Origin of the sequence: Pseudomonas sp. 86_A (assembly GCF_017491705.1) — a bacterium.
GTDB classification, from domain to species: Bacteria; Pseudomonadota; Gammaproteobacteria; order Pseudomonadales; family Pseudomonadaceae; genus Aquipseudomonas; species Aquipseudomonas koreensis.
Genome location: NZ_JAFGYS010000006.1, coordinates 61,545 through 85,760, shown reverse-complemented (window position 1 = coordinate 85,760; position 24,216 = coordinate 61,545). Strand labels below are relative to the sequence as shown.

At 61.0% G+C, this 24,216-nt stretch carries 13 protein-coding genes; 5 read left to right on the top strand and 8 right to left on the bottom strand.

Annotated features, from left to right (window positions below):
- Nucleotides 1–2: 2 nt before the first annotated feature.
- Nucleotides 3–7,043: an NEL-type E3 ubiquitin ligase domain-containing protein gene (locus J5M57_RS10810; protein WP_207848557.1), complete on the bottom strand. Its 7,041-nt coding sequence runs from the start codon at nt 7,041–7,043 to the stop codon at nt 3–5.
- A 176-nt stretch (nt 7,044–7,219) separates the two neighbouring features.
- On the opposite strand from J5M57_RS10810, the gene J5M57_RS10805 reads away from it, so the two are divergent.
- Nucleotides 7,220–7,438 carry a DUF2970 domain-containing protein gene (locus tag J5M57_RS10805; RefSeq protein WP_064587742.1) on the top strand — a complete coding sequence of 73 codons (219 nt, stop codon included), beginning with the start codon at nt 7,220–7,222 and terminating at the stop codon, nt 7,436–7,438.
- A 6-nt stretch (nt 7,439–7,444) separates the two neighbouring features.
- On the opposite strand, the gene J5M57_RS10800 is transcribed toward J5M57_RS10805, so the two are convergent.
- Nucleotides 7,445–8,518: an ABC transporter substrate-binding protein gene (locus J5M57_RS10800; RefSeq protein WP_207848558.1), complete on the bottom strand. Its 1,074-nt coding sequence runs from the start codon at nt 8,516–8,518 to the stop codon at nt 7,445–7,447.
- A 524-nt stretch (nt 8,519–9,042) separates the two neighbouring features.
- On the opposite strand from J5M57_RS10800, the gene J5M57_RS10795 reads away from it, so the two are divergent.
- Nucleotides 9,043–10,701 (top strand): nitrite/sulfite reductase, encoded by a 1,659-nt coding sequence (locus J5M57_RS10795; protein ID WP_207848559.1) that lies wholly within the window; start codon nt 9,043–9,045, stop codon nt 10,699–10,701.
- Nucleotides 10,685–11,179 carry a DUF934 domain-containing protein gene (locus J5M57_RS10790; RefSeq protein ID WP_047598609.1) on the top strand — a complete coding sequence of 165 codons (495 nt, stop codon included), beginning with the start codon at nt 10,685–10,687 and terminating at the stop codon, nt 11,177–11,179. Before J5M57_RS10795 ends, J5M57_RS10790 begins: the two co-directional genes overlap by 17 nt.
- Before the next feature lie 68 nt (nt 11,180–11,247).
- Here the strand turns inward: J5M57_RS10790 and J5M57_RS10785 are convergent, their stop codons facing one another.
- Nucleotides 11,248–16,026 carry a DUF6543 domain-containing protein gene (locus J5M57_RS10785; RefSeq protein WP_243435155.1) on the bottom strand — a complete coding sequence of 1,593 codons (4,779 nt, stop codon included), beginning with the start codon at nt 16,024–16,026 and terminating at the stop codon, nt 11,248–11,250.
- Nucleotides 16,027–16,276: 250 nt separating this feature from the next.
- Entirely contained in the window at nt 16,277–17,308 is a 1,032-nt protein-coding gene (gene sohB / locus J5M57_RS10780) for a protease SohB (protein ID WP_083368942.1), read from the bottom strand.
- Between the two features lie 205 nt (nt 17,309–17,513).
- On the opposite strand from sohB, the gene J5M57_RS10775 reads away from it, so the two are divergent.
- Nucleotides 17,514–18,224 carry a histidine phosphatase family protein gene (locus J5M57_RS10775; protein ID WP_207848561.1) on the top strand — a complete coding sequence of 237 codons (711 nt, stop codon included), beginning with the start codon at nt 17,514–17,516 and terminating at the stop codon, nt 18,222–18,224.
- Between the two features lie 49 nt (nt 18,225–18,273).
- The gene (locus tag J5M57_RS10770; RefSeq protein ID WP_103302367.1) at nt 18,274–18,588 is read left to right on the top strand and encodes an SCP2 sterol-binding domain-containing protein; all 315 of its coding nucleotides are present in this window, start codon (nt 18,274–18,276) and stop codon (nt 18,586–18,588) included.
- Between the two features lie 51 nt (nt 18,589–18,639).
- Here the strand turns inward: J5M57_RS10770 and J5M57_RS10765 are convergent, their stop codons facing one another.
- The 4 genes from J5M57_RS10765 to J5M57_RS10750 are packed head-to-tail and all read right to left on the bottom strand — an operon-like array spanning nt 18,640 to nt 24,149.
- Nucleotides 18,640–20,211 (bottom strand): ABC transporter ATP-binding protein, encoded by a 1,572-nt coding sequence (locus J5M57_RS10765; RefSeq protein WP_207848562.1) that lies wholly within the window; start codon nt 20,209–20,211, stop codon nt 18,640–18,642.
- Between the two features lie 14 nt (nt 20,212–20,225).
- Entirely contained in the window at nt 20,226–21,248 is a 1,023-nt protein-coding gene (locus J5M57_RS10760; RefSeq protein ID WP_207848563.1) for an ABC transporter permease, read from the bottom strand.
- Entirely contained in the window at nt 21,248–22,312 is a 1,065-nt protein-coding gene (yejB, locus tag J5M57_RS10755) for a microcin C ABC transporter permease YejB (RefSeq protein ID WP_207848564.1), read from the bottom strand. The genes J5M57_RS10760 and yejB overlap by 1 nt, the downstream gene beginning before the upstream one ends.
- Nucleotides 22,299–24,149, bottom strand: coding sequence for an extracellular solute-binding protein (locus J5M57_RS10750; protein ID WP_207848565.1), 1,851 nt, complete (start codon nt 24,147–24,149; stop codon nt 22,299–22,301). The genes yejB and J5M57_RS10750 overlap by 14 nt, the downstream gene beginning before the upstream one ends.
- Nucleotides 24,150–24,216 lie beyond the last annotated feature (67 nt).

Sequence of the window (24,216 nt, the reverse complement as noted above, 5' to 3'; positions counted from 1 at the left end):
GCTCAGCCGCCTGTCGGCTGTTTTGACGAGCCGGCAACGGCTGCGTTGTCAGTAGCCTCGCCGATACGTTCAATCTCCTCGCGCGTCAGTTCGATCAACCGGGCATTACGCGCTGCCGTCTGGTCGAACAACCGGCTCAGATACTCCGGATCGTCGGCGGGCAAGGCGTCATCCTCCCCCTCCTCCAGCAACGGCGCCTCATCCAGCTCCCGGATCGCGTCGGGCTGTTGCTCCTTGAGAAAGTCCAACCAGTAATCACGCTGGATCAGGTCTTCCAGAAACCGATCGGAGCGTTCCGCCTTGAGCACTTCGCCGCGTGCGTCGAGCAGTTGTTGCGGCGTGACACCCGAGGCGAACGACATGTTCTTCGGCTGCCCGGGCAGTTCCAGTCCGTCCTCCCAGCCGCCGGTCAAACCAATACGGTAACCCAGGCGCACCTCGGCTTCGTCGAATCCGCTGCGTGCAGACGCGGCTTTCGCCAGTTCGTCGACCTTGTCCAGCCGGAACAGTTGCCGCGACAACGCCAGCAACGCTTGGCCCCGGACCGCAGCGCGACTTTCACTCAGATCGAGCAGGGCATTGTGGGTAAACACCTTGCTCTCCAGACCACTGAACGTCAGGATGCGCCCGTCGACACAGGTGCCGTGGGTCGTGGAGCCGGCAAAGAGGATTTCCCTGAGTTCGGTGTTGGCGGCAGCGGCCTCCATGACCACCCACACCCGGCGTGTCAGGTCAGCATTGGCTACCCGGAATTCGCGGGTGTCCTGCAACCGCTCAAGCAGGTGGAAGAAGGCGCCGCTGTCCGGTTCTGCGACCAGTTGATCCCAGAGTTTGTCATGGGCGGTCAATTCTTCGGGGGCCAGGTTGGCCAGCCAGGGGGCTTTTTGCCGGGCATGCGCCTGCACGTCCGGGAGCAGTTCATCCGACTCGATGCTGTCGGTGGTTTCGGTGAGTCCGGTGGCCAAGTCGTCGACCATTTCCTCAAGTTCGGAATGGGTGAGCCCCAGCACACGCTCCCGCCCGGTTGCTGCCTGATAGGCGCGAAGCCGCTCGAGGGTATCCTCCGTCAGATAGTAATTGTCAGTCAGGTCGGTGCCGTCCAGCAGCAACTCGTGGTCACCGTCAAACACCCCTTCGGGAATCGTAGTGATGTCATTACGGCTGAGGTTCAGCGTCTGCAAATGCTCGGCATTGAACGCGCCGGCCGGCCACTCGAACAGATTGTTGCTGCTCAGATCAAGCGTCTGCAGTCGTTCGAAATGGCTGAGGTCGAACGACTCAAGACTGTTGTAGCTCAGGTCCAGCCAGCTCAATTGTTCAAGGCCGGACAAGGTCTGGTACAAGACTTCCGGATCGTAGAAGCGATTGCTGGACAGCTCCAGGCGCTCCATGGCCGCCATGTGCATGATCGCTTGCGGCAATGTCTCCAAGTCGTTGCCATTGAGCGCCAGCGCTCGTGCCTGACGGAACACGGTGAGAAAGCCGTCGGAACCCTCGGCGGTGATTCGGGTGCCGGTCAGGTTCAGCGTGGTGACATGCGCAAAATCGTCTGGCAACGGCGGCAGATCCCCCAGTTGCAGGCCGTTGAGGTCCAGCACGACATTCGTCGCTTCAACGGCACCGGGCAGTTTCGCCCGCCAGCAACTGAGAATGCGCCAGGCTGCCAGGCTGCGGTTTTGCGAGGAGATCACCCAGCCGCTACCGTGGGTTTCGCGGGTATACAGCCAGCCATTGAGGCGTCGTACCAAGGTGTCGAAGGTCTGGCTCCAGGCGTTGATCCGCGCGGCTGTTTCAACCTCCGACAGCCCGCTCCCGCGCAACTGTTCGATGGCCTGCACGGCGTGTTCGTCGCTGAGCCCCGGCTGCATGCGCTGCAGTTGTCTGATCAGCAACGCCGGCCCTTCACCGACCGGTGCCGGCGGCAGTGGCAGTAGATGCCGGGCAACAGAAACTCCATCTTCGGCGGGCGGAAAATCAGCCGGGACGGGCTCAGCGGCAAATGCTTGCAAGGCACCGTCCGGCAGGCCGATTTCAAATTCGATCCGCTGCTGCGCCGTCTGCAGCGCGGCAACCGCTTCAGGTGTGAGCGGCGCCCCCGTCAGGTTGGTGTGGAGCAGCGCCTTGCTCTCCAGCACGCTCGCTGGCAGGGTGGAAATCCTGCTGTCGCGCAGATCCAGCCACGTCAGTTGCTGCAACGCTTCGGCGCCCGCCGGCCAGGTGTGCAGCGCCGTGCCCTGCAGATTCAGGCCCCTCAGGCGCGACATGCCACTGACCTTCAGTTCTCTCAGCGGATTGCTGTGCAGGTCCAGATGTTCAAGCGCCGGCAACGTCTCCAGAGACTGTTGCAATCCCCGCGAGCCGGTCAGCAGGTTGCCCGCAAGATTGAGACGGGAAAGCCGCGGCAGTGTTCCGGGTTCAATCGGACATTCGCCCAAGGCGTTGTCGCTCAAATCGAGGTTTTGTACACCGCTGAAAGCACTGACAAAACGCCGGACCTGCGTGGCGCCTGCCCGTTGCCCCTGCAAGAGCAAGTTGCGTACATGAGAGAACGCCTCGGGCGGCAACGCCGGCAGCTCACTGAGCATCAGTCCCGACAAGTCCAGGGTCGAGGCGCTGATCGTCGAGCCATAACGTTGAAACAATCCCTTGCGCCAATTGGTTCTGAGGGCACGCGCGGCATCGGATCGATGAATCACCTCCAGCATTTTTTCCTGGACAGGCTTCACACGTTGCGACCATTCGTGCAACTGCCCGTCCAGCGTTGCGTATTGTTCGCTCAAGGCTTCGATGGCAGTGAATCGCTGATCGCCATCAGCCCATTGCTGGAAAAACCGGTTCTGCAGGTTCTCCAACGATTCATTCACGCCACTGCACAGGCGCGTCAGTTCACCCCGGCAATAATCCCGGACCATCATCTCCCGATCGACCAGGTGCCCAGGTTGGGTCTTGACGTACTCGTACGCAGGCTTGAAGGACTCGCGCGAGAAACGCGACCAGTCCAGCGACAAGCCCGACCAGATTTTTTCATGCCCTTCGAGCATTCCCGGCGGGACTGAACTGATCCCTGTGTCTCTAAGGTTCAGGCGTTCAAGATCGGGCAGGTCGAGCGCACCGGTCGGCCAGTCCAGCAATGAATAGGCAACGATGTCCAGCCTGCGCAGATGGCGCATCCGACTGACGTCAAACGCAATCGGCTGATAGCTGGCGGTGCACAGGGTCAAGCCTTCAAGCCGGGTCAACTGACTCAGGCGCTGCGGCATGGCGTCGGCAAAAGGTGTCACGCTGTACAGCGTCAGGTCCATCAGTTGCGACATCTGCTGCAAGACTAGCGGGAGGTTGCTGAACGATTCGCTGGTGGCATTGATGCGCAACGACTGCAGCTTGGGAAAAGCACCGAGCAACGCATCTGCATTGGCATCGGTAATACAGAGCCCTCTCACGCTGAGGTCCCGCACGTGGGAAAAGTCCGCCGGCAATGCGGGCAGCGGGTCGTCACAGACGATGTCCAAACGCCGGGCTGCGGCCTGATACTCGCTCAGCGGTGCCGCGTGCCAGGACTGCTTGAGGTTGCGCACGACACTCGATTTGCCACCGATCAGCGATGCCAGCGCCGGCTCGGGTGCTGCGTCCCCTTCCCACTCGGCGAGCGTGGACTCAAGCGCCTGCCATTCACGCTGGCGGCGCTGCAAAAGCTCATAGATCTGCGCATCGCTCTTGCCCGACGCCATCTGCGTGAGAATGAAGCCACCGGCCTGTTGATCGGTCAGCGCCGGATAGACATCCTGGACCCGGGTGACCAACAACGGATTGACGCCATGACCTCGGCCGCTGGCGTAATAACCCAACGTACCACCGGACAGCCGCACCGGCGCTTTGAAGCCCTTGAATGTGCCATAACGTTTGCCGGCCAGGCGGCTCAGCTCGGTGCGGTTCCGGCTGACCTGATCAAGCACCGCGCGGCGCAGTCCGGCGCTCTGCCCGACACCGGGAAAGCCAAGGGCCTGGCGGGATTCGTCGGGCAAGGCATGCATGATCGAGGCGAAAAAATTGTCACCCTGATGCGTCACACTATTGAGCGCCTCGCCCGCCTCATCGAATGCCTGGATGGCTGGCCCCTGCTTGACCAGATACTTCAACTGCCCGGCCTGTTCACTGCCGACACTGTCGAGCAACGGCCCATCGACGCCGCCCTCACGCAGCTCCAGACGCACATCACCCGACCACCCGGGCAGATTTTCCAGGGCGCGCAGCGCCAGCCAGTGGCTGTCGCGGGCATTGAAGTGCTCCATGTGCAGACCGGCCAGCGCATGATCGAATCGCCGCTGGCGGGCGTATTCGCGTGATCGCTCCAGCAACTTCAACGGTACATGCCGGCTTGAATCGAGACGGGCGAGCTCCTCCGCATTGGCCTCCAGCAGCACCCGGATCGCGGCATCGTTGCCAAGTCCCGGGGTCATCCTTTGCAGCAGGGCAATTCGCGGATCTTTCGTCGCAGGTTCGGCGTAAAGCTGCTCGAACAGGGCCGGCTGGCGTGTTTTCAGGAAGTCGGCCATCTGCTTGCTGAACTCCTGCGGCCTGGATTCGACGACCCGGGCCGGCTCGGCGCCCAGCAGCCTGAGCGTTTCCGCCTCCTCCAGACCCGCGAGAATCCGTGCCGGCATCTGGCCGCCGAGCACCTCGCCACGGGTCAAGCGAATCGGTGCCTTGGCACTGTCACCGGGCAATTGCGCCTCGGCGGCGCCATAGCGCTCGCTTGCACCCGCGAGGTCCGGATCGTCGAAAACCTCAAGCACACGTCCGCTGGGCCAGCGGGGCATCTCGGTCAGCAATGGCAGGGTCAGCAGGTATTGCTCTTCCAGGGGGGCCGAGCGCTCGACCTGATCGATGAGGCGCGCGACCCGCTGTTCCGTGTCGAACAGGCGCAGCGTGTCGGCCAACGGCAGAGGGGCCGGGGCGTTGTCCAGATGCATCTGGCGCAAGGCGTCATCCCCCACGCCGCTGACATCGGCGATCTGCAGCAATTGTTCATCGGAAAAGGCTTCGGTCGAATGCCCCATGCGCCGCAACAGGGTCAACCGGTCCCACGTCAGCGGGCGCTCGAGAGCATGGCGCCAGGCGCCCAGACCGTTGTGTTCGAGAATCGGGCGGTAGGCAGCCGTGTCACTCGGATGCAGGATGCGCCACTTCTTCAGTTGTTGATCGAAAAGCGTCTGGTAGACCTTGTCCTGCAAGCGGATGTAAGTGCTGCCATTGAGCCGATGAATGCCCTGGGCGTCGGGAACAGACGTTGCGGCCAGCGCGACATCGCTTTGATACGCGGTCAGATCGGGCTTCCACAACCGGGAGCTGCCATCCGGCCGCGTAACGGGCTCCAGCGCGTCGATCATCGGCGGGGCCTTGATCGCAGTCAGTTTCCCCATTCCTTTGCCGACACCGGCCATCACGCCGATCAACGCCAGGTTCTCCGCCACATCGATCAGGTGCGCCTTGGCCGCCTGGCGATCATTCTCGGACCACTCGATCGCCCCTTCGAACGACTCGTACAGCAGCTGTCCGGCCATGACCGTCATCATGATCTCGCCCAGCACCGGAACGAACATCGACACCAGATTCAAGGCCAACATGCCGAATTCCAGCAGATGCGCGAGTTTTTGCGCCCGCGCCTTGGCATCCGCGTCCGCCGTGGGCACGGCGTGGGCGCGAGTGTCGGCCAGCAGTTTCGTCCGGTGCTGTTCGTAGAGGTACTGCCACAGGTCGGTGTTGGCCGACCAGATTCCGGCCACGCCCTCGCGGGTGATGCCAAAGGGGTTCAGATAAGGGTCTTTCACCGGTTGGCGCGTGCCTTGAGTTTCGGGGGGCAGTTCCTTGAGCCCGGCCAGGGTGGAGATCGGCGGAATGATCCGTATGGCTTTCACCCAGATCGAATGCAACGGATCGGACGGTGCGTCCGGCGCAGGCTCGCTGAACTGGCTGAAATAATAAGGGCGCTCGGCATACGCCACGAACTGGCTGAAAAACCGCTGGTACGCGGTCGTTCCGCCAGGGCCTGGTGCGTCGTCAGTGGCGGTAAAGCGGCGCTTGAACATCTCGGTCATCTGCGCCCCGTTACAACGCTTGAGCGGCTGCTCGGAATCGTTGGGGATGTAGACAATGAACTCGCTGGTGTAGCGATAGCGCTCACTGACACTGAAGACGACACACCCGGTCATCCGGCGTTTCATCAGGCTCAGATCACGAAACCACACCGGTTTGCCGCCCAGGCGCGGATGCACTTCACCGTCGACCACCGACAGGATCATGCTGTAGTCGTCAGGCTCGATGTCCTTTTTCAGCAAGGCCAGTTCTGCAGCGGCGCGCAACGCGGCTTTCTGGCTGGTGATGAATTGCTCGGGCAATTCAGTCGTTGATTGCAGAAACGCCTGCAGCCGTTCCTGATATCGGGCACCGACGTCGAGCGTGCGGCACAACGAGAGAAACTCGCTGACGGTCATGCTCAGCTCGACCGCCTCAAACGTGCCGGACGTTGAAGTTTCCTGCACGAATCCGGACTGACGATGATAGGCACCCTCGGTGCACTCCGACGCTTCAAAGTTATGCAGCGCGGCCTGCAACAACGGCAGCTTCAACACTTCAAAGGACGACAGCTCGACTTCCAGCACGCTGATTGCCAGCGGACGTTTCAGGCATAACAGGGTCTTGTTGACGTCGACCTCAACGTTGAACTGCTCCTTGAGTGCCTTGACCAGCAGCGCCTCGGCGAACGCCTCGACGCTTTCCAGGTCGCTCATGGTTTTATCCAGCACCGACTGGGCGGTAAGACCGGTGATCAATTGCGCCTGGAGGGTGCGTTGCCGGTTGGCGGGCAGCGCCTGGTACCAGTCGGGCAACTGCGTACCCACAGCCTTCATGGCGGCACGCCTTGCCGGGGCGGCCTCGACCAGCCAGGCCGGTGTCGTCTGGGCCAGATGCTGGCTGTGCAGACTGTCATTGGCGCTGATCGCGTCTTCGAGGCGCAGCGTTTTTGGGGGGAGCTGAGTGGACATCCTGTCTCTCCGGAAAAATGGAAAAACAGCAAACCATCTCCGGACAGCGCATCTGCGGTACATAGTTATCGCATCGGCAGCAGTTTGTTTCCAATCAAGTCGGCGAATCGGGGTTTGACCGGCACATGGCGGCGGATTGGCTATGCTTTGCGGACAGACCTTCAGACGGGGGATTTATGGACGATCCAGTCGACAACAAACCGCCAAGCTTCTGGCAGATGCTGCACAGCGTGATGGCCGCGGCGTTCGGGGTTCAGAGCGGGAAGAATCGGGCAAGGGACTTCACCCATGGCAAGCCCAGCCACTTCGTGATTCTGGGGATCGGCTTTACCGCCGTGTTCGCCCTGATGCTGTTTGCCATCGTCAAACTGGTGCTGCATTTCGCCGGAGTCTGATGACTGTCAGTGCATGAGGGTCTGCAGGTCGAACGGGTAACGATACGAGGCCGGACGGCCCTTGGCTGACAGTTTGCGAAAATTCACGCCATAACCCGGCGCTGAGCCCATGGCCAGCATCCGCTGGGCCTGACTCTTGTCGATCAGTTGCAGCAGCGGCAACTGGCGATCACGCCCGCCATATCGGGCCAGATCGACGCCCTGATCATAGTCGTGCAATTCCACCAGTGCCCAGCCGCCGAGAGTAAAGTGGCCGCCCACCAGTGCGCTCAAACGTCCATCGACCACTGCGCGCAACGCCTCGGACGAGGTATTGACCGCACTGAACAGCACATCCTTGCCCGCTACCTTGCCCACCTCGGCGAACGCGCGCATTGCGCCGAACGCCATTTCGTCATTGGCCGACCACACCAGCGATACGTTCGGATAACGGCCGACCAGTTGCCGTGCCTGTTCGTAGGCGCGCTGCTGTGTCCACTCGCCGTAGACCAGTTGCCGCAGCCGCACCTGGGGATGTTCGGCGAGGGCACGCTGCATGCCCCGTTCGCGCAATTGCGCCGACGGGGTGATCTTCAGGCCGGAGAATGCCAGCACCTCGATCGACTCACCCCGCGCCACGGGCGGATGCAGGCGAATCAGCTCCTTCATCATCAGGTAGCCGCCCTCCTCGTCATTGGGCACCAGGCTGCCGATGCGATCGGGTCGCTCCCCGACCAGGGTCTGCTGATCAGCGGTCAGCACCGCGTTGACCATGAACAGCTTGACCCCACTGCCTTCGGCCAGCCGCAGGATCTGTGGGGCAATGTACTGTTCGTTGACGAACATCAGGTAGTCGGGCCGATTCGGCCCCTGCAGAGCGACTCGCGCCTGAGCCACGGTGAGTTCGGGCTGGCGCTGGGAATAAAGAATCTGCAAGTCGACGCCCAGGTCCCGGGCCGCCGCCTGCATGAATTGCGAATAGCTGACCCAGAACGCTTCCTGGGTGGTACCCGGATTGAGGAACAGCACCGACTCGGCCCGGGCCGCGGGTCCGAAAACCGCGCCGAGCAGCAGGAGGCTGAGGTGGAAAAACTTCAACATGAATGATTCGGGCCCGGGGAAAAATGGCCGCGCATTATAGCCCCCGAATCAGCGGCTACTGACGCCTGATCCCGTTTTTTGTCCGACAATCGTCGGAAGCGGGCCCGAATCGGTCGTTTACTGATGACTGACCCAGAATACCGCTGTTCCTACAACGAGAATGATCAGGAACAAAATGGCCCACGCATCGACACTGCTATCGCTTTTTTTTGCCTTGGTCGGGTTGCTCATTGCATCGCCTCTTGTCGGTTTTATCGGTGATTGCAGAAAGACTCGATCACAGTTAAGACGATGATTGTCCCCGCGACAAATGTGGGTTAATCAACAACTATTCTCGTTAGGCGATTTGGTTCTTTACATATACTCAAACATCACTTTTGCGCATAACTGCAAACGGGTATATTGCCCCGGCTCCGTTAGGGAGTGCGCGGCCGTGCGCGCGTAATTGCAGAGGCACCATCGGACTCCAGCAAGCGAAAACGCAGCGTTTTCCGAGTAGCCCAAAGCCTGAGAACAGGACTTATATGTACGTATACGACGAGTACGATCAGCGGATCATCGAGGACCGCGTCAAGCAGTTCCGTGATCAGACCCGACGCTATCTGGCAGGTGAGCTGAGCGAAGAAGAATTCCGCCCCCTGCGCCTGCAAAATGGCCTGTACATCCAGCGCTTCGCGCCGATGTTGCGCGTGGCGGTGCCTTACGGCCAACTGACTTCGCGTCAGACCCGCATGATGGCCAAGATTGCCCGCGACTACGACAAGGGCTACGCCCACATCAGTACGCGGCAGAACGTGCAGTTCAACTGGCCGGCGGTGGAAGACATCCCGGACATCCTCGCGGAACTGGCCACCGTGCAGATGCACGCGATTCAGACCAGCGGCAACTGCCTGCGCAACGTCACCACCGACCAGTTCGCCGGTGTCGCGGCCGACGAGTTGATCGACCCGCGCCCGTGGTGCGAAATCGTTCGTCAGTGGACCACATTCCACCCGGAATTCGCGTACCTGCCACGCAAATTCAAGATCGCCGTCAACGGTTCGACCGGTGACCGTGCAGCCATCGAAGTTCACGATATCGGCCTTGAGCCCGTACACAACGAAGCCGGCGAGCTGGGTTTCCGCGTGCTGGTCGGCGGCGGTCTGGGCCGTACCCCGGTGGTCGGCGCGTTCATCAACGAGTTCCTGCCGTGGCAGGACCTTCTGAGCTACCTCGACGCCATCCTGCGGGTCTACAACCGCTACGGCCGTCGCGACAACAAATACAAGGCGCGGATCAAGATCCTCGTCAAAGCCCTCACGCCGGAAGTCTTCGCGCAGAAAGTCGATGCGGAAATGGAACACCTGCGCGGTGGCCAGACCACATTGACCGAAGCCGAACTGCATCGCGTCGCCAAGCACTTCGTCGACCCCGACTACAAGGCGCTGGACAACGAGACTGCCGCCCTGGCCGAACTCGATAAAGAACATCCGGGTTTCGCCCGCTGGCGCAGCCGCAACACCCTGGCGCACAAGAAACCGGGTTATGTCGCCGTGACCCTGTCGTTGAAGCCGACCGGCGTTGCCCCGGGCGACATCACCGACAAGCAGCTCGACGCCGTCGCCGACCTGGCCGAGCGTTACAGCTTCGGTCAACTGCGCACGTCCCACGAACAGAACATCATTCTTGCCGACGTCGAGCAAAGCCAGTTGTTCACCCTGTGGGGCGAACTGCGTGAAAGCGGTTTCGCCACGCCGAACATCGGCCTGCTGACCGACATCATCTGCTGCCCGGGCGGTGATTTCTGCTCGCTGGCCAACGCCAAGTCGATCCCGATCGCCGAATCGATCCAGCGCCGTTTCGACGACCTGGACTACCTGTTCGACATCGGTGAGCTGGACCTGAACATCTCCGGTTGCATGAACGCCTGTGGTCACCACCACGTCGGCCACATCGGCATCCTCGGGGTGGACAAGAAAGGTGAGGAGTTCTACCAGGTGTCCCTCGGTGGCAGCGCCAGCCGTGACGCGAGCCTGGGCAAGATCCTCGGCCCGTCCTTCGCCCAGGACGACATGCCGGACGTGATCTCGAAGCTGATCGACGTGTACGTTGAACAACGCACCGAAGACGAGCGCTTCATCGACACCTACCAGCGTATTGGCATCGACCTCTTCAAGGAACGCGTCTATGCAGCGAATCATTAAGAACAACGAGGTTGTCGACGAAACCTGGCACCTGCTGCCCAAGGACGCGACCCTCGACGGTATTTCCAACTGCGACGACCTGATCGTGCCGCTGGCCCTGTGGCGTGATCATGCTCACGCCCTGAAGGCCCGCGACGGCGGCCTGGGTGTGTGGCTGGACGCCGATGAAGAAGCCGAGGAAATCGGTGACGACGTCGCGCAGTTCCAGGTGATCGCCCTGAACTTCCCGGCGTTCACCGATGGCCGCAACTACTCCAACGCACGTCTGCTGCGCGACCGTTACGGTTTCAAAGGCGAACTGCGGGCGATTGGCGATGTGCTGCGCGACCAGCTGTTCTACATGCGCCGTTGCGGTTTCGATGCGTTCGCCTTGCGCGCCGACAAAGACCCGTACGATGCACTCGAAAGCCTGAAGGACTTCTCGGTCACTTACCAGGCCGCCACCGACGAACCGCTGCCGCTGTTCCGTCGTCGCTGATCGAAAAACGCCTTGAGCCTGTCATCGGGCTCAAGGCGTTGTTCATTCCCGGCTGACCCTTTAAAACGTCAGCGCTTGCTTGAGCTTCCAGCCTTTTCAGCCACTGGCGTCGTCGACAGCGCGGGAACGACATGGCGTGCCAACGCCTGATCGGTCAACTCGCCAATCAATTCCCGCCGCTGGTTATTGAAGTTGTCGAGGATGGCATTCATCTGCGTCGAGGCCGCCTCCCGCGTCAGTTCGATTTGCCCCTCCAGTTGTGCCATCGCCTGCGCCGTCTGTTCGCTCACGGCGGAAAACCGCTCACCGTGGGCCGATTCCAGATACTCGATCCAGAATGTCTGCGCCATGCTCCAGTCACGCAAGGCGCCGCTGTTTTCGATCTTGACCACCTGTTGATAGGCCTTATCCAGCGCGCTCTTTGACACCTCGACACTCAAGGGGTTGCTCAGCGTCCGGGGCTGCGCCGGCAGGCTCAGACGCTGCGCCAGACCCACCCGATAAGCCAGACTGACTTCCAGCGCCTGATCGTATTGCATAGGCGCGGTGTGAAAGCGTGCGCTGATGTCGACCAGGGCCAGGCTTTCCACTTCGTGCAATCGGAACAGGCCCTTGAGCAGACTCACCAGTTGCTCTTCTAGCGCCTGCACCCCGGTGGTGGTCGCCTCCCGCGCCTGGGCACACAAGACCAGCACCTCCATTTCGCTGAACAGTGCGCTGTAGCCGTCGACACTGACCCTGGCGCTGCGCGCCGCATTGAACAATGAACGGCGCAGACGCTGATTGCCGGCAGCCGCATCCACGACATTCCAGACACGCTGGCGCAAGTGCGGGTAAACCCGGGTGAATTCTGCGCTGTGCACCAGTTGCAACAGCACATGGAAAAAATCAGTGGAATTGGGCTGCGCTCGCAAGGCGTCCCACACCTTGCGCCGGGACGACGCCACGCTGGCGCTTTCGCCGGCCAGCCACTGCACGCTTTGGTTTTCCTGGGCCGCCGTCTCCAGTGAAGCTTTCCGCGTCCCCATCGGGGTCACGCCGAAACGGGCACCCAGGGTCTGCTGAGTCGTGGCAATCTTTTTCAGCGTTTCGGAGGACAACGGATTACCGTGCATCCGAATCATCTGCTGCGCGTGGGCAGTGTCGAACACCTGCGCCGGAAGGGTCTCTATCCGGTTGTCGCGCAGATCCAGCAACTGCAATCGGCGCAGACCGGAAAGCCCCTGTGGCCAGTGCGCAATCCTGCTGCCGCGTACGGTCAGCTGTTCGAGATGCTCAAGCGCACCGAGATCGGGAACCTGCGCCAGGTTCGGGTTGAAATCCAGGTGCAGCACGCGCAGGTCTTTCATTCGCCCCAGTTGAGCAAGCGATGCCTCGGAGGACAGCAGACGGTTACTGCTCAGGTCCAGGTGCGTCAGCCAGCGGATCCGCTCCAGCGATTGCGGAAGCTGGCTGAGCTGATTGTCACACAGCGACAGGCTGCGCAACTGGCTGAAGTGACGCAGAAACGCGCTCAGCCCGGCATGGGGCATTACGCCGTCCATGATCACCCGCCCGACATGGCTGAAATCGGCGTCTATCAGCGGTAGCTCGCCCAAAGGCTCCGGCGCGAATCGCAATGTGGCGTATAAACTTCTGTCTGCAGCAACACTTCCCGGCTCCCGGCGCCAGCTGCGAATGATCGCGCGCATGGCGCGCAGCTTGCTGGCCCGAGGCGTCAACTGCCGCACGCCAGCGGCCGTCAAATGCCAGGTCTGACGGCTGACCCAGCGACTCAAGGTTTCCCTGAGACCAAAAAATTCCAGTCGCAACACTTCAAGCTTCCTCAGCACCGTGACTTCGTCTGTGCCCAGGGCATTGAGCAAACGGTGAATCTGCGCCGGGGTGTGCAGGGGATAAAGCGCCTGGGCCCGCCGCACCATGGCGTTGCTGGCCTCGCCGGATTCCGTGCCGTAAAGGACAGCAGGACGCTCGCTCAGACCCATTGGCGACAGACTTCCCGGCCGCGCCCCCAGAGTCGGCGCGAAAATCGCCCGGCGCTCCAGCGCCAGTTGGGTAATCTTCGCCTGCAGGGTGGCGGCACCGTTTTCCGCTTGAACGCCCAACGCGGTCTTGCGTTGCGTCGAGAGTCCCATCCACAGCGCGCGGAAATAATGCTCACGGGTGCGCCTGGTGAAGGACACCAGCGGCGCGTCGGCGCCCTGAATGACGTTGATTCGATCCGAGAACACGCTGACCACCGTCCGTTCGCTCGCTTTCGCCGAGCCAATCGCGGCCGCGGAACCATGGGTATTGGTCCATTCGAGTATTTGCACGAACGCAGAGTCCGACCAGCCCGGAAGGTGTTCGAGTGCATCGAGCACCAGCCGATTGGTGTACTGTCCTCCCGCCCCGTCGAGATACAAACCTTCGTACGCGCGACACACACGGATCATCTGCTGGTAACGCCGGGCTTCCTCCGCCAGGCGCAAAGGCACCCGTTTCGCGTCCAGTTCCCGCCATTCGCCACTGAAGGCGTTGTTCACCAGTTCCTCGGCCACACTGGCGGGCAAATCGGTAAAGTTCTCCATCAACACCGCGACCCGCGGATGGCCCGGAGCTTCGCTACGCTGGTAAACCCGCCGAAACAGACCGGGGCGTGCGGCTTCAGCCTGTGCGGCGATGATCCGCGTCAGTTCCCGCGCTTGCACTGCCGTATCCGTGGACGCCGAACCGAGCAGATTTTCTCGCTGATGTTGCGCAAGACCTGACAACAGCGAATCGTGCAACTGACCTTTGTGCAACGCCTGCTCAGTCAGGCGGATCACGTTCTTGGCTGTTTCCGGGCCATAACGGCTGACCTGCCGATCCAGTGCATTGACCACGCTGATCGAGCTGTCGGACGGCCATTTCACAGCGGCGGTGAGCAAGTGCATCTGCAGATCGGGGTCGGCCAGCGCCGCTGAGGCCGTGGATTGCAACTGCCCGATGAATTCCCTGACTGCGGCGTCCGCCATGAAACGTCGTGCAGTATCGACCAGCAATGCCGGGGTTTGCCCTTGATCGATATGCACCTGACGCAACACGCTGTCTTCAAGCCCACTGACCGCCAGAATCCGCGTTGCGGTGGTGTCCGGGATTGCTTCGCTGCTGTAGCCGAAGCGGCGGAACAAGGTCAGCCGTCCCCATTCCTGCACACGTTCCGAGTCATGACGCCAGGCGCCGCGGCCATTGGTTTCGAGCAATGGACGATAGCTGTCCGCTGCGCCCGTGGGTGGCAACACTTCCCACAACTCAGTCTCGGATTTCTGACGCACCGCGTACCGATCGGTGTCGAGGGTGACGTAAGCCTGCCCTTCGAGCCAACGCAATCCGCGCTCATCAACGGGTAAACCTTTCGGCAACCGTCGGGGCTGGCGGTAGGCTTTGAGATCGGGCTTCCACAGACGCAGGCGTCCACCACCCGGGTTGACCGCTATCAAACGCTCGACGAATGCCGACGACCTGACGGTTTTATAGGTGACCCCGATGGCTTTGCCACCGGCTGCGAAAGCGGCCATCAGAATGAGGTTTTCAATGACATCGAACAGGTGATCCGTCGCCTCTTCCTGCTCGCCACGGGTCCAGCTTGCGACCCCTTCATACACTTGCGACAGCAGGTGCAGAGCCCCCACCGTCAACAGCACTTCACCTATCACCGGCAGAAACGACACCGCGACCAATAGCAGATCGATACCGATTTCCTTGTAGGTTTCCAGGCGCGCGAGGCGTGTTTTCTCGTCTTCATCATCGGTGGGCACCACCAGAAGTCGGGCGTCTGCCAGCGTCCGCGCGACCTGCTGACGGTGTATCAGCGCAAAAGGGTCTCCCTCCACATCGACGCCAGTCAATGTCGCGTAGATGACGGCACTGGGCAGCGGTGAACTGCCACTGGGGTAAAAGCGAATGTCAAGTTCCTGTTGAAAGGCCGCCCGATCGCTCATCTTCAGGAATTCCATGAAAAACGCCTTGAATGGAGGATTTTTCAGGCGCTTGCTCAACTCGACCTCGAAGTCGGTGAACGAGGCGTATTCTTTCAGCGGGTGCAACGGATCCCCCGGCAGGTAAACCACGCAGCGATAATCATCGTCGGCGTGTTCACTGACGGGCCCGATGAACAACGGGCCATGCAGGGTCATATCGAACATTTCCAGACTCTGATACCCCAGGGTGTTTTTCCCCAGTTTGATCGGGCTGGCACCGTCCTTTACCGATTTCAACATTTGGTAAACCGGCTCGCTGATATGTTTTCTCATCAGGGCAATATGCCGATCCACCTCAAAACAACTTCGCACATGGGCAACGCACTGGTTGCGCACGTTGCTTGATTCGGCCTTGGGTTCAAATACCGATTCGAGATGAGCCTGATACTGTTTGCCCAAGTCCAGTGTCCGGCACAACTGCGCAAACTCATGGGGTTGTATCGGCAATACCGACGCGGTGGTACCGGTTAATTTTTCCGGGATATAGATCAGTGAAGTATCGCTGTAGTTGCCCGCCTCGGTTTCGCTGGATTCGAAGTTCTCGCACGCGGCGGCCAGCAGATCCCGATTGATCGGCAGCACCAGTTTTTTGCGTAGCCCCAGCAGGCTCGACGTCGAGCGCACGTGCTGAAACACGACACCGGTCACGTCCAGCGGACTGGACAACTTGTCGGACATGGCCTTGGCCAGCAAGGGTGCGCAGAACTGCTCCGGCGACTGCAGTTTCGTCATCAATACGCCTGCGGCATTGCGCGTGCGATGACTGGCCATCAGGCTGTTGTAGAGTTCGCGGCGCAACTCTTCCGAGGCCGCCAACACCCAGGGAGGTGCATTCTTTTTGATCAAATCAAAGAACACGCCTTTTTGTTCAGAGGTTGGAACGGTTATTGCTTTTGCGGCAGGCAAAGAAGACATGATGATCTCGAGTGCTGAAAGGAACAATCAGCTTAACGAGCATCTTCTTTTATAAAAGCGCGAATAACAGATCAAACCAACGGCGACACAATCAACATTTCAAACTTATAAAATACATATATACCACCCGCAATAAAAAAGGCCCTTCATTGCAAAACAATGAAGGGCCTTTTTAACTCGTTTACCAGAAGCGTTGCTGGGTCAAGCGACTCCACCAGCTCAACAACACCCGATCCACCGAACCGCTGGCCGCCATGCCGATGCGTTCCTGCAGGCTTTTGCGCTCGGCGTAATGCAGATGGTAGACCTCGGCTTTCTTCGCCTTGTCAGCCAGATATTCGTCACTGGTCTTGAGCTCATCGACCAATTGTTTGTCCAGCGCCGCAACACCGAGCCAGACTTCCCCGGTCGCCACTTCATCGATGGCCAGCTGTGGCCGATAGCGAGCCACGAAGTTCTTGAACAACTGATGGGTGATGTCCAGGTCTTCCTGGAACTTCTCCCGGCCCTTCTCGGTGTTTTCGCCAAACACGGTCAGGGTGCGTTTGTACTCACCGGCGGTCAGCACTTCGAAATCGATGTCGTGCTTCTTCAGCAGACGGTTGACGTTAGGCAGCTGTGCGACCACGCCGATCGAACCGAGAATCGCGAACGGTGCGCTGATGATCTTCTCGCCGATGCACGCCATCATGTAGCCGCCGCTGGCCGCGACCTTGTCGATGCACACGGTCAACGGCACGCCGGCCTCACGGATACGCGCCAGTTGCGACGACGCCAGACCATAGCTGTGGACCATGCCGCCGCCGCTTTCCAGACGCAGCACCACTTCGTCCTTCGGCGTGGCGAGGGTCAGCAGCGCCGTGATTTCATGGCGCAGGCTTTCGGTGGCCGAGGCCTTGATGTCACCGTCGAAATCCAGCACGAACACCCGGGATTTGGCCTCGGGTTTGTTCTTCTGCTTCTTCTCGGTCTTTTCCGATTTGGCCTGGCCCTTGCGCAAGGCCTTGAGTTGATCCTTGTCGAGCAGGGTCTGCTCCAGGCGCTCACGCAAGCCCTTGTAGAAATCGTTGAGCTTGCTGACCTGCAACTGCCCTGCCGACTTGCGCCGGCCCTTGCTGCGCAATGCAGCAAAACTGGCTAGCACCACCAGAATGGCGACCACCAGGGTTACGGTCTTGGCCAGGAAACTGGCGTATTCGGTGAAAAACTCCACAGCGACTCCTTAAAACAATGCGCGGATGCATAACACGCGCGGGATGGTCCCAGCATACTCATGCGCCGCCTTGTCGACCAGCCGTGAAACCTCTGGCAACAGGCCTGTAACGAGCATTTCAAACAAGCGTATGTTTTTTCATTGACAGCACTCCGTCATCCTCATAACCTCGCCACAACCTTCAACGTACCGGGATGACGCGGACGTGGGCAGCATCTATCTGATTCGACATGGCCAGGCCTCCTTTGGTGCAGACGACTATGACGTCCTCTCGCCGATCGGTGTGCGCCAGGCAGAAATCCTCGGTCAGCACCTGGCCGAGCTGGGAATCTGCTTCGATCGCTGCCTGGCGGGCGACCTGCGTCGTCAGCAACACACGGCCACCAGCGCGCTGGCGCAATTCACCGCCAAGGGTCTGCCGGTACCGCCCCTGGAAACCGACGCTGCGTTCAACGAGTTCGATGCCGACGCGGTGATCCGCGCGCTGATTCCCGCCATGCTCGCGGACGAACCGGAAGCCATCGATATCCTGCGCAACGCGGCGCAGAACCGCGCCGAATTCCAGCGCATTTTCGCCCTGGTCATCGAGCGCTGGCTGGCCGGCACGTACGACACCCCTGGCCTGGAAAGCTGGCTGGGTTTCGTCGAGCGGGTTCAGGCCGGGCTGCAGCGCATCCTCGAACAGGCCGACGGCCAGCAGAAAATCGCTGTGTTCACCTCTGGCGGCACCATCACCGCCCTGCTCCACCTGATTACCCGAATGCCTGCCAGACAGGCCTTTGAACTGAATTGGCAAATCGTCAACACCTCGCTCAACCAGCTGAAGTTCCGCGGTCGCGAGGTGGTTTTGGCTTCCTTCAACAGTCATGCACATCTGCAGCTGCTGAAGGCTCCGGAACTCATCACTTTCCGCTGAGTCCGGGTAACTGTGACCCTGCTGCAATCAACCCAATAAGGATCGAACCATGACCTCCGTAGCTGATGCCGTACAAGCAATGAAAGCCAAGTTCAACCCAGCCGCTGCTGCCGGTCTGGATCTGGTCTTCGGTTTCCGCATCGACGAGACCAAAAACTTCTCGCTGATCGTCAAAGACAGCACCTGCGAACTGCAAGAAGGCGAGAACCCGGACGCTCAGGTCACTCTGGTGATGGACGGCGAAACCCTGGAAGGCATCGTCGACGGTTCGACCGACGGCATGCAAGCGTTCATGGGCGGCAAATTGCGCGCTGAAGGCGACATGATGCTGGCAATGAAACTGTCCGAACTGTTCCCGTCGTAAGACGTCGTTCGGTTTAAAGAAAATCCCGCCCTGGTGGCGGGATTTTTGCGTTCAGGCGAAAGAAGCTGCCAGCAACTCCTGCGTATAAGGGTGTTTCGCAGCGCTGAACAGCTCGCGGGTCTCGCCGCGTTCCACCACCTCGCCCTCCTTCATCACAATCAGGTCATGGGCCAGCGCCCTTACCACCGCCAGGTCGTGACTGATGAACAGGTAGGTCAGGCCGTGCTCCTCCTGCAAGCGCCGCAACAACGCGACGATCTGTTTTTGCACCGTGCGATCCAGGGCCGAGGTCGGCTCATCGAGCAGGATCAGGTCGGGCTTGAGCACCAGCGCCCGGGCAATCGCGATGCGTTGCCGCTGCCCACCGGAAAATTCGTGGGGATAGCGATGCCGTGTGGCCGGATCGAGACCGACTTCACGCAGCACATCGATCACCGCCTGCTCACGCTGCGCCGCGTTCAATTCGCTGTGTACCTGCAAACCCTCGGCGATGATCTGCGCCACAGACAGGCGCGGGCTGAGGCTGCCGAACGGATCCTGAAACACCACTTGCAGGCGTTTGCGCAGCGGCCTCAGCTGCTTGCCACCCAATGGCTCCAGCGCCTCACCGGCAAAGCGAATGCTGCCCTCGGCGTCGATCAGGCGCAAAATCGCCTGCCCCAATGTCGACTTGCCCGACCCCGATTCGCCGACAATCCCCAGCGTCTTGCCACGCTGCAGATTCAGATCGATGCCCTTGACCGCCTGCAGGTAGGTCTTTGGCCGCCACCCCCCCCCACCCAGACGAAAACGCACGTTCAGGTCGCGCACCTGCAGCAAGTCCTCGGTCGCGTCGAGGCATAAGGCATGCCCGCCGGGCTCGGCATTGAGCAACTCGATGCTGTAAGGATGCTGCGGTGCGCGGAACAGTTGCTCGCACGATGCCTGCTCGACGATCCGTCCACCACGCATCACCGCCACCCGCTGGGCGATGGTGCGCACCAGATTCAGGTCATGGCTGATGATCAGCAGCGCCATGCCGAGCCGCTGTTGCAGCTCTTTGAGCAGCAGCAGAATCCGGCGCTGCACGGTCACATCCAGCGCCGTGGTGGGTTCGTCGGCGATCAGCAATTGCGGCTCGCAGGCCAGCGCCATGGCAATCATCACCCGCTGGCGCTGGCCGCCCGAGAGCTGATGCGGATAGGCTTTCAAGCGCTCACGGGGTTTGTGGAAGCCGACCAGTTCGAGCAATTCGAGAATGCGCTCACGGGCCTGCACGCCCGCCAGGCCTTTGTGCAGCGCCAGGCTTTCACCGAGTTGCCGTTCGATCGTGTGCAGCGGATTGAGCGAGCTCATCGGCTCCTGAAAAATCATCGCAATGCGGTTGCCGCGCAACTGGCGCAGATAACGCTCATGCACGCCGAGCAGTTCTTCACCGGCATATCGAATGCTGCCGTCGATCCGCGTGATATTCGGGTCGAGCAATTGCAGGATGCTGTGCGCGGTCACCGATTTGCCCGAGCCCGACTCACCGACCAGCGCCAGACATTCGCCCGGGCGGATATCGAGGTCGATGCCGTGCACCACTGGCTGGCCGTTGAAGGCAACGCGCAGGTCGCGTATTTCGATCAGGTTATCGCTCATATCAACTCCTCGGCTCAAGCGCGCGGATCAAAAGCATCTCGGCAGGCTTCGCCGATGAACACCAACAGAGAAAGAATCAGCGCCAGGGCAAAAAATGCCGTCAGCCCCAACCATGGCGCTTGCAGATTGCTCTTGCCCTGGCCGATCAGTTCGCCCAGCGAAGCGCTGCCCGCGGGCATGCCGAAACCAAGAAAATCCAGCGCCGACAACGTGGCAATCGCCCCGGTGAGAATGAACGGCAGATACGTCAAGGTGGCGCTCATCGCGTTGGGCAGGATGTGGCGGCTGATCACCTGCGCATCACCCACCCCCAGCGCCCGCGCGGCTTTCACGTACTCCAGGCCACGGCTGCGCAGGAACTCGGCGCGTACCACGTCGACCAGACTCAGCCAGGAAAACAGCGCCATGATCCCCAGCAACCACCAGAAATTCGGCTCGACAAAGCCGGACAGGATGATCAGCAGGTACAACACCGGCAGTCCCGACCACACCTCCAGCAATCGCTGCCCGAGCAGATCGACCCAACCACCGTAATAGCCCTGCAAGGCACCGGCGGCGATGCCGATCAGCGCACTCGCGGCGGTCAACGCCAAAGCGAACAGCAACGACACCCGGGTGCCGAAGATCACTCGCGCCAGCACGTCCCGCGCCTGATCGTCGGTGCCCAGCCAGTTCTCGCCGCTCGGCGGACTCGGTGCCGGTTCCGTCAGGTCGTAATTGACCGTATCAAAGCCGAACGCAATGGGCGCAAACCACAGACGCCCGCCCTGCCCCTCGATCAATTGCCGCACCTGCACGCTGCGATAGTCCGGCTGGAACGGCAGCTCGCCACCAAAATCCTGCTCGGTGTAGTGCTTGAACGCCGGGAAATACCACTGGCCCTGATATTCGACCAGCAGTGGTTTGTCATTGGCGATCAGTTCGCCGCCCAGGCTCAGGCCGAACAACAGCAGAAACAGCCACAACGACCACCAGCCACGCCGATGAGCCTTGAAGCGCGCCCAGCGACGCTGGCCGATGGGAGATAAGGTCAGCATCAGGCAGTCCTCGCGGTGAAGTCGATGCGCGGGTCGACCAGCGTGTAGCACAGGTCGCCGAGCAGTTTTATCAGCAGGCCGAACAGGGTGAAGATGAACAGCGCACCGAACACCACCGGGTAATCGCGGGACACCGCCGCTTCGTAGCTCAGACGGCCGAGGCCATCCAGCGAGAAGATCACTTCGATCAGCAGCGAGCCGCCGAAAAACACCGTCACCAGTGCCTGAGGCAGACCGGCCACCACCAGCAGCATCGCGTTGCGAAACACATGGCCGTACAGCACCTGACGTTCACTCAGGCCCTTGGCCCGCGCCGTCACCACATACAGCCGCGAGATCTCGTTGAGAAAGCTGTTTTTGGTGAGGATGGTCAGCGTGGCGAATCCACCGATGACCAGCGCGGTGACCGGCAACACCAGATGCCAGAAGTAGTCCGCGACCTTGGCCCACGGCGACAACTCGACGAAGTTGTCCGAGACCAGTCCGCGCACCGGAAACCAGTCCAGCGCGCTGCCGCCGGCAAACACGATGATCAGCAGCAGCGCAAACAGAAATCCCGGCATCGCGTAGCCGACGATGATCGCCACGCTGCTCCAGACATCGAACGCCGACCCGTTGTGCACTGCTTTGCGAATGCCCAGCGGGATCGAAACCAGGTAGGTGATCAGCGTCGCCCACAGGCCCAGCGACAACGTCACCGGGAGCTTTTGCCAGATCAACGCGGTGACACTGGCGCCGCGGAAAAAGCTCTGGCCGAAATCCAGTTGCGCGTAGCTTTTGAGCATCAGCCACAGGCGCTCACCGGCGGGTTTGTCGAAGCCGTACTGACGCTCGATGTCCGCCACCAGTTTCGGGTCGAGGCCACGGGTGGCGCGGGATTCGCCGCCGACGGTTTCCACATGGCCTCCGCCCACCGCAGCGCCGACACCGATGCCCTGCAAGCGCGCAATCGCCTGCTCCACCGGGCCACCCGGCGCGGCCTGCACAATCACGAAATTGACCAATAGAATCGCCAACAGCGTCGGCACGATCAGCAGCAGACGCCGCAGGCTATAACCCCACATGGGCGTACTCCTTTTGCTGTTGCTGCATCTGCGCGGCAGTCAGCGCGGTGGGACTGATTTCCCACCAGGTGTCGAGCCCGGCGTCGTACAGCGGCGCCGTCGCCGGGCGGCCGAAACGGTTCCACCACACCGTGGAAATCCCCGGCGGGTAGTAGTTGGGAATCCAGTAATAGCCCCACTGCAACACCCGATCCAGGGCATGCGCGTGGCGCAACAGGCTGTCGCGATTGTCAGCCTGCACCAGCCCTTCGAGCAGGGCATCGACGGCGGGATCGCGCAGCACCATGTAGTTGTTGGAGCCGGGATCGTCCGCCCCGTCGGCGCCGAAGTAGTTGAACATCTCGCGCCCCGGCGCCTGACTCACCGGGTAGCCGACCACGATCATGTCGTAATCGCGATTGCGCACGCGGTTGGTGTATTGCGCGGTGTCGACCTGGCGGATATCGAAACCGATGCCGATCTGCGCCAGGTTGCGCTTGAACGGCAGCAACAGGCGCTCGAAGCCCTTCTGGCCGTTGAGAAAGGTGAACTGCAGCGGCTCGCCACGGGCGTTCACCAACTGATCGCCACGGGGTTTCCATCCGGCGGATTCCAGCAGTTTCAACGCCTGCAATTGCTCGGCGCGAACGTTGCCGCTGCCGTCGGTTTTCGGCGCTTCAAATACCTGGGTGAACACCTCGTCGGGAATCTTGCCGCGCCACGGCTCGAGGATTTTCAGCTCCTCGGCGTCCGGCAATTCGGTGGCCGCCAACGCACTGTGCGAGAAGTAACTGCGCTGGCGCAGGTACATGCTGCGCATCATCTGCCGATTGCTCCATTCGAAATCCCAGAGCATGGCGATTGCCTGACGCACCCGGCGATCCTGAAACATGGGCTTCTGCAGGTTGAACACGAAACCTTGCGAGCCCTGCGCGGCACCGGGCGCCAGATGTTCGCGGAGCAACTTGCCCTGCTCCAGAGCGGCACCGGCATACCCGATGGTGTAGCTGGTCGCGGAGAACTCGCGGTTGTAGTCGAAGCCGCCGGCCTTGAGCACTTGCCGGGAAACATCCGTGTCAGCAAAGAACTCCACGCTCAAGTGGTCGAAGTTATACAAACCACGCGTGATCGGCAGGTCCTTGGCCCACCAGTCGGCGACGCGCTGAAATTTCACGCTGCGCCCGGCGTCCACCGCGCTGATGCGGTACGGGCCGCTGCCCGGCGGGATCTCGAAACCAGCGCCCTCGGCGAAGTTGCGCGTGCGCCACCAGTGTTCGGGCAGCACCGGCAGCGTCGCCAGATCCAGCGGCAAGGTACGGCTGTCGTTGTTCTTGAAGTTGAAGCGCACTTGCGTCGGCGACTCCACCACGACCTCGGCAACGTCACGAAACTGCTGGCGGTATTTGAGGCTGCCTTGAGTGGTGAAAAGCTCGAAGGTATAGCGCACGTCTTCGGCGGTGATCGGCGTGCCGTCGTCGAACCGGGCCTTGGGATCGAGGTAGAAGCGCAGCCAGCGGCGATCCGAATCCAGCTCCATCCGCTGCGCCACCAGACCGTAGACGCTGTAGGGTTCGTCCTTGCTGCGATAGGCCAGCGGCGCGTAGAGCCAGCCATCGACCTCGGCCACGCCGGTACCTTTATCGATGTAGGGAATCAAGTGGTCGAACGGGCCGCTTTCCAGCGAGGAGCGGCGCAGGGTGCCGCCCTTGGGGGCGTTGGGGTTGGCGTAGGCCAGGTGCTGGAAGTCCGGGGCGTATTTCGGGGCTTCGCCGTAGACCGTGAGGGCTGGTTGTGGGGTGGCCCAACTGAATGGGCTTAACAGCGCAAAAGCGCTGAACAGAATGAGCCTGGAGAACATTGGCAGATCCTTTTCAAAAGTGCTGCTAATGGCCCTATCGCTGGCAAGCCAGCTCCCACAGGGATTT

Excerpts from the sequence above, each read along its gene's own strand:
- J5M57_RS10810 (WP_207848557.1), bottom strand. The coding sequence starts at position 7,043 with ATGTCCACTCAGCTCCCCCCAAAAACGCTGCGCCTCGAAGACGCGATC.
- J5M57_RS10805 (WP_064587742.1), top strand. The coding sequence starts at position 7,220 with ATGGACGATCCAGTCGACAACAAACCGCCAAGCTTCTGGCAGATGCTG.
- J5M57_RS10800 (WP_207848558.1), bottom strand. The coding sequence starts at position 8,518 with ATGTTGAAGTTTTTCCACCTCAGCCTCCTGCTGCTCGGCGCGGTTTTC.
- J5M57_RS10795 (WP_207848559.1), top strand. The coding sequence starts at position 9,043 with ATGTACGTATACGACGAGTACGATCAGCGGATCATCGAGGACCGCGTC.
- J5M57_RS10790 (WP_047598609.1), top strand. The coding sequence starts at position 10,685 with ATGCAGCGAATCATTAAGAACAACGAGGTTGTCGACGAAACCTGGCAC.
- J5M57_RS10770 (WP_103302367.1), top strand. The coding sequence starts at position 18,274 with ATGACCTCCGTAGCTGATGCCGTACAAGCAATGAAAGCCAAGTTCAAC.
- J5M57_RS10765 (WP_207848562.1), bottom strand. The coding sequence starts at position 20,211 with ATGAGCGATAACCTGATCGAAATACGCGACCTGCGCGTTGCCTTCAAC.
- J5M57_RS10760 (WP_207848563.1), bottom strand. The coding sequence starts at position 21,248 with ATGCTGACCTTATCTCCCATCGGCCAGCGTCGCTGGGCGCGCTTCAAG.
- yejB (WP_207848564.1), bottom strand. The coding sequence starts at position 22,312 with ATGTGGGGTTATAGCCTGCGGCGTCTGCTGCTGATCGTGCCGACGCTG.
- J5M57_RS10750 (WP_207848565.1), bottom strand. The coding sequence starts at position 24,149 with ATGTTCTCCAGGCTCATTCTGTTCAGCGCTTTTGCGCTGTTAAGCCCA.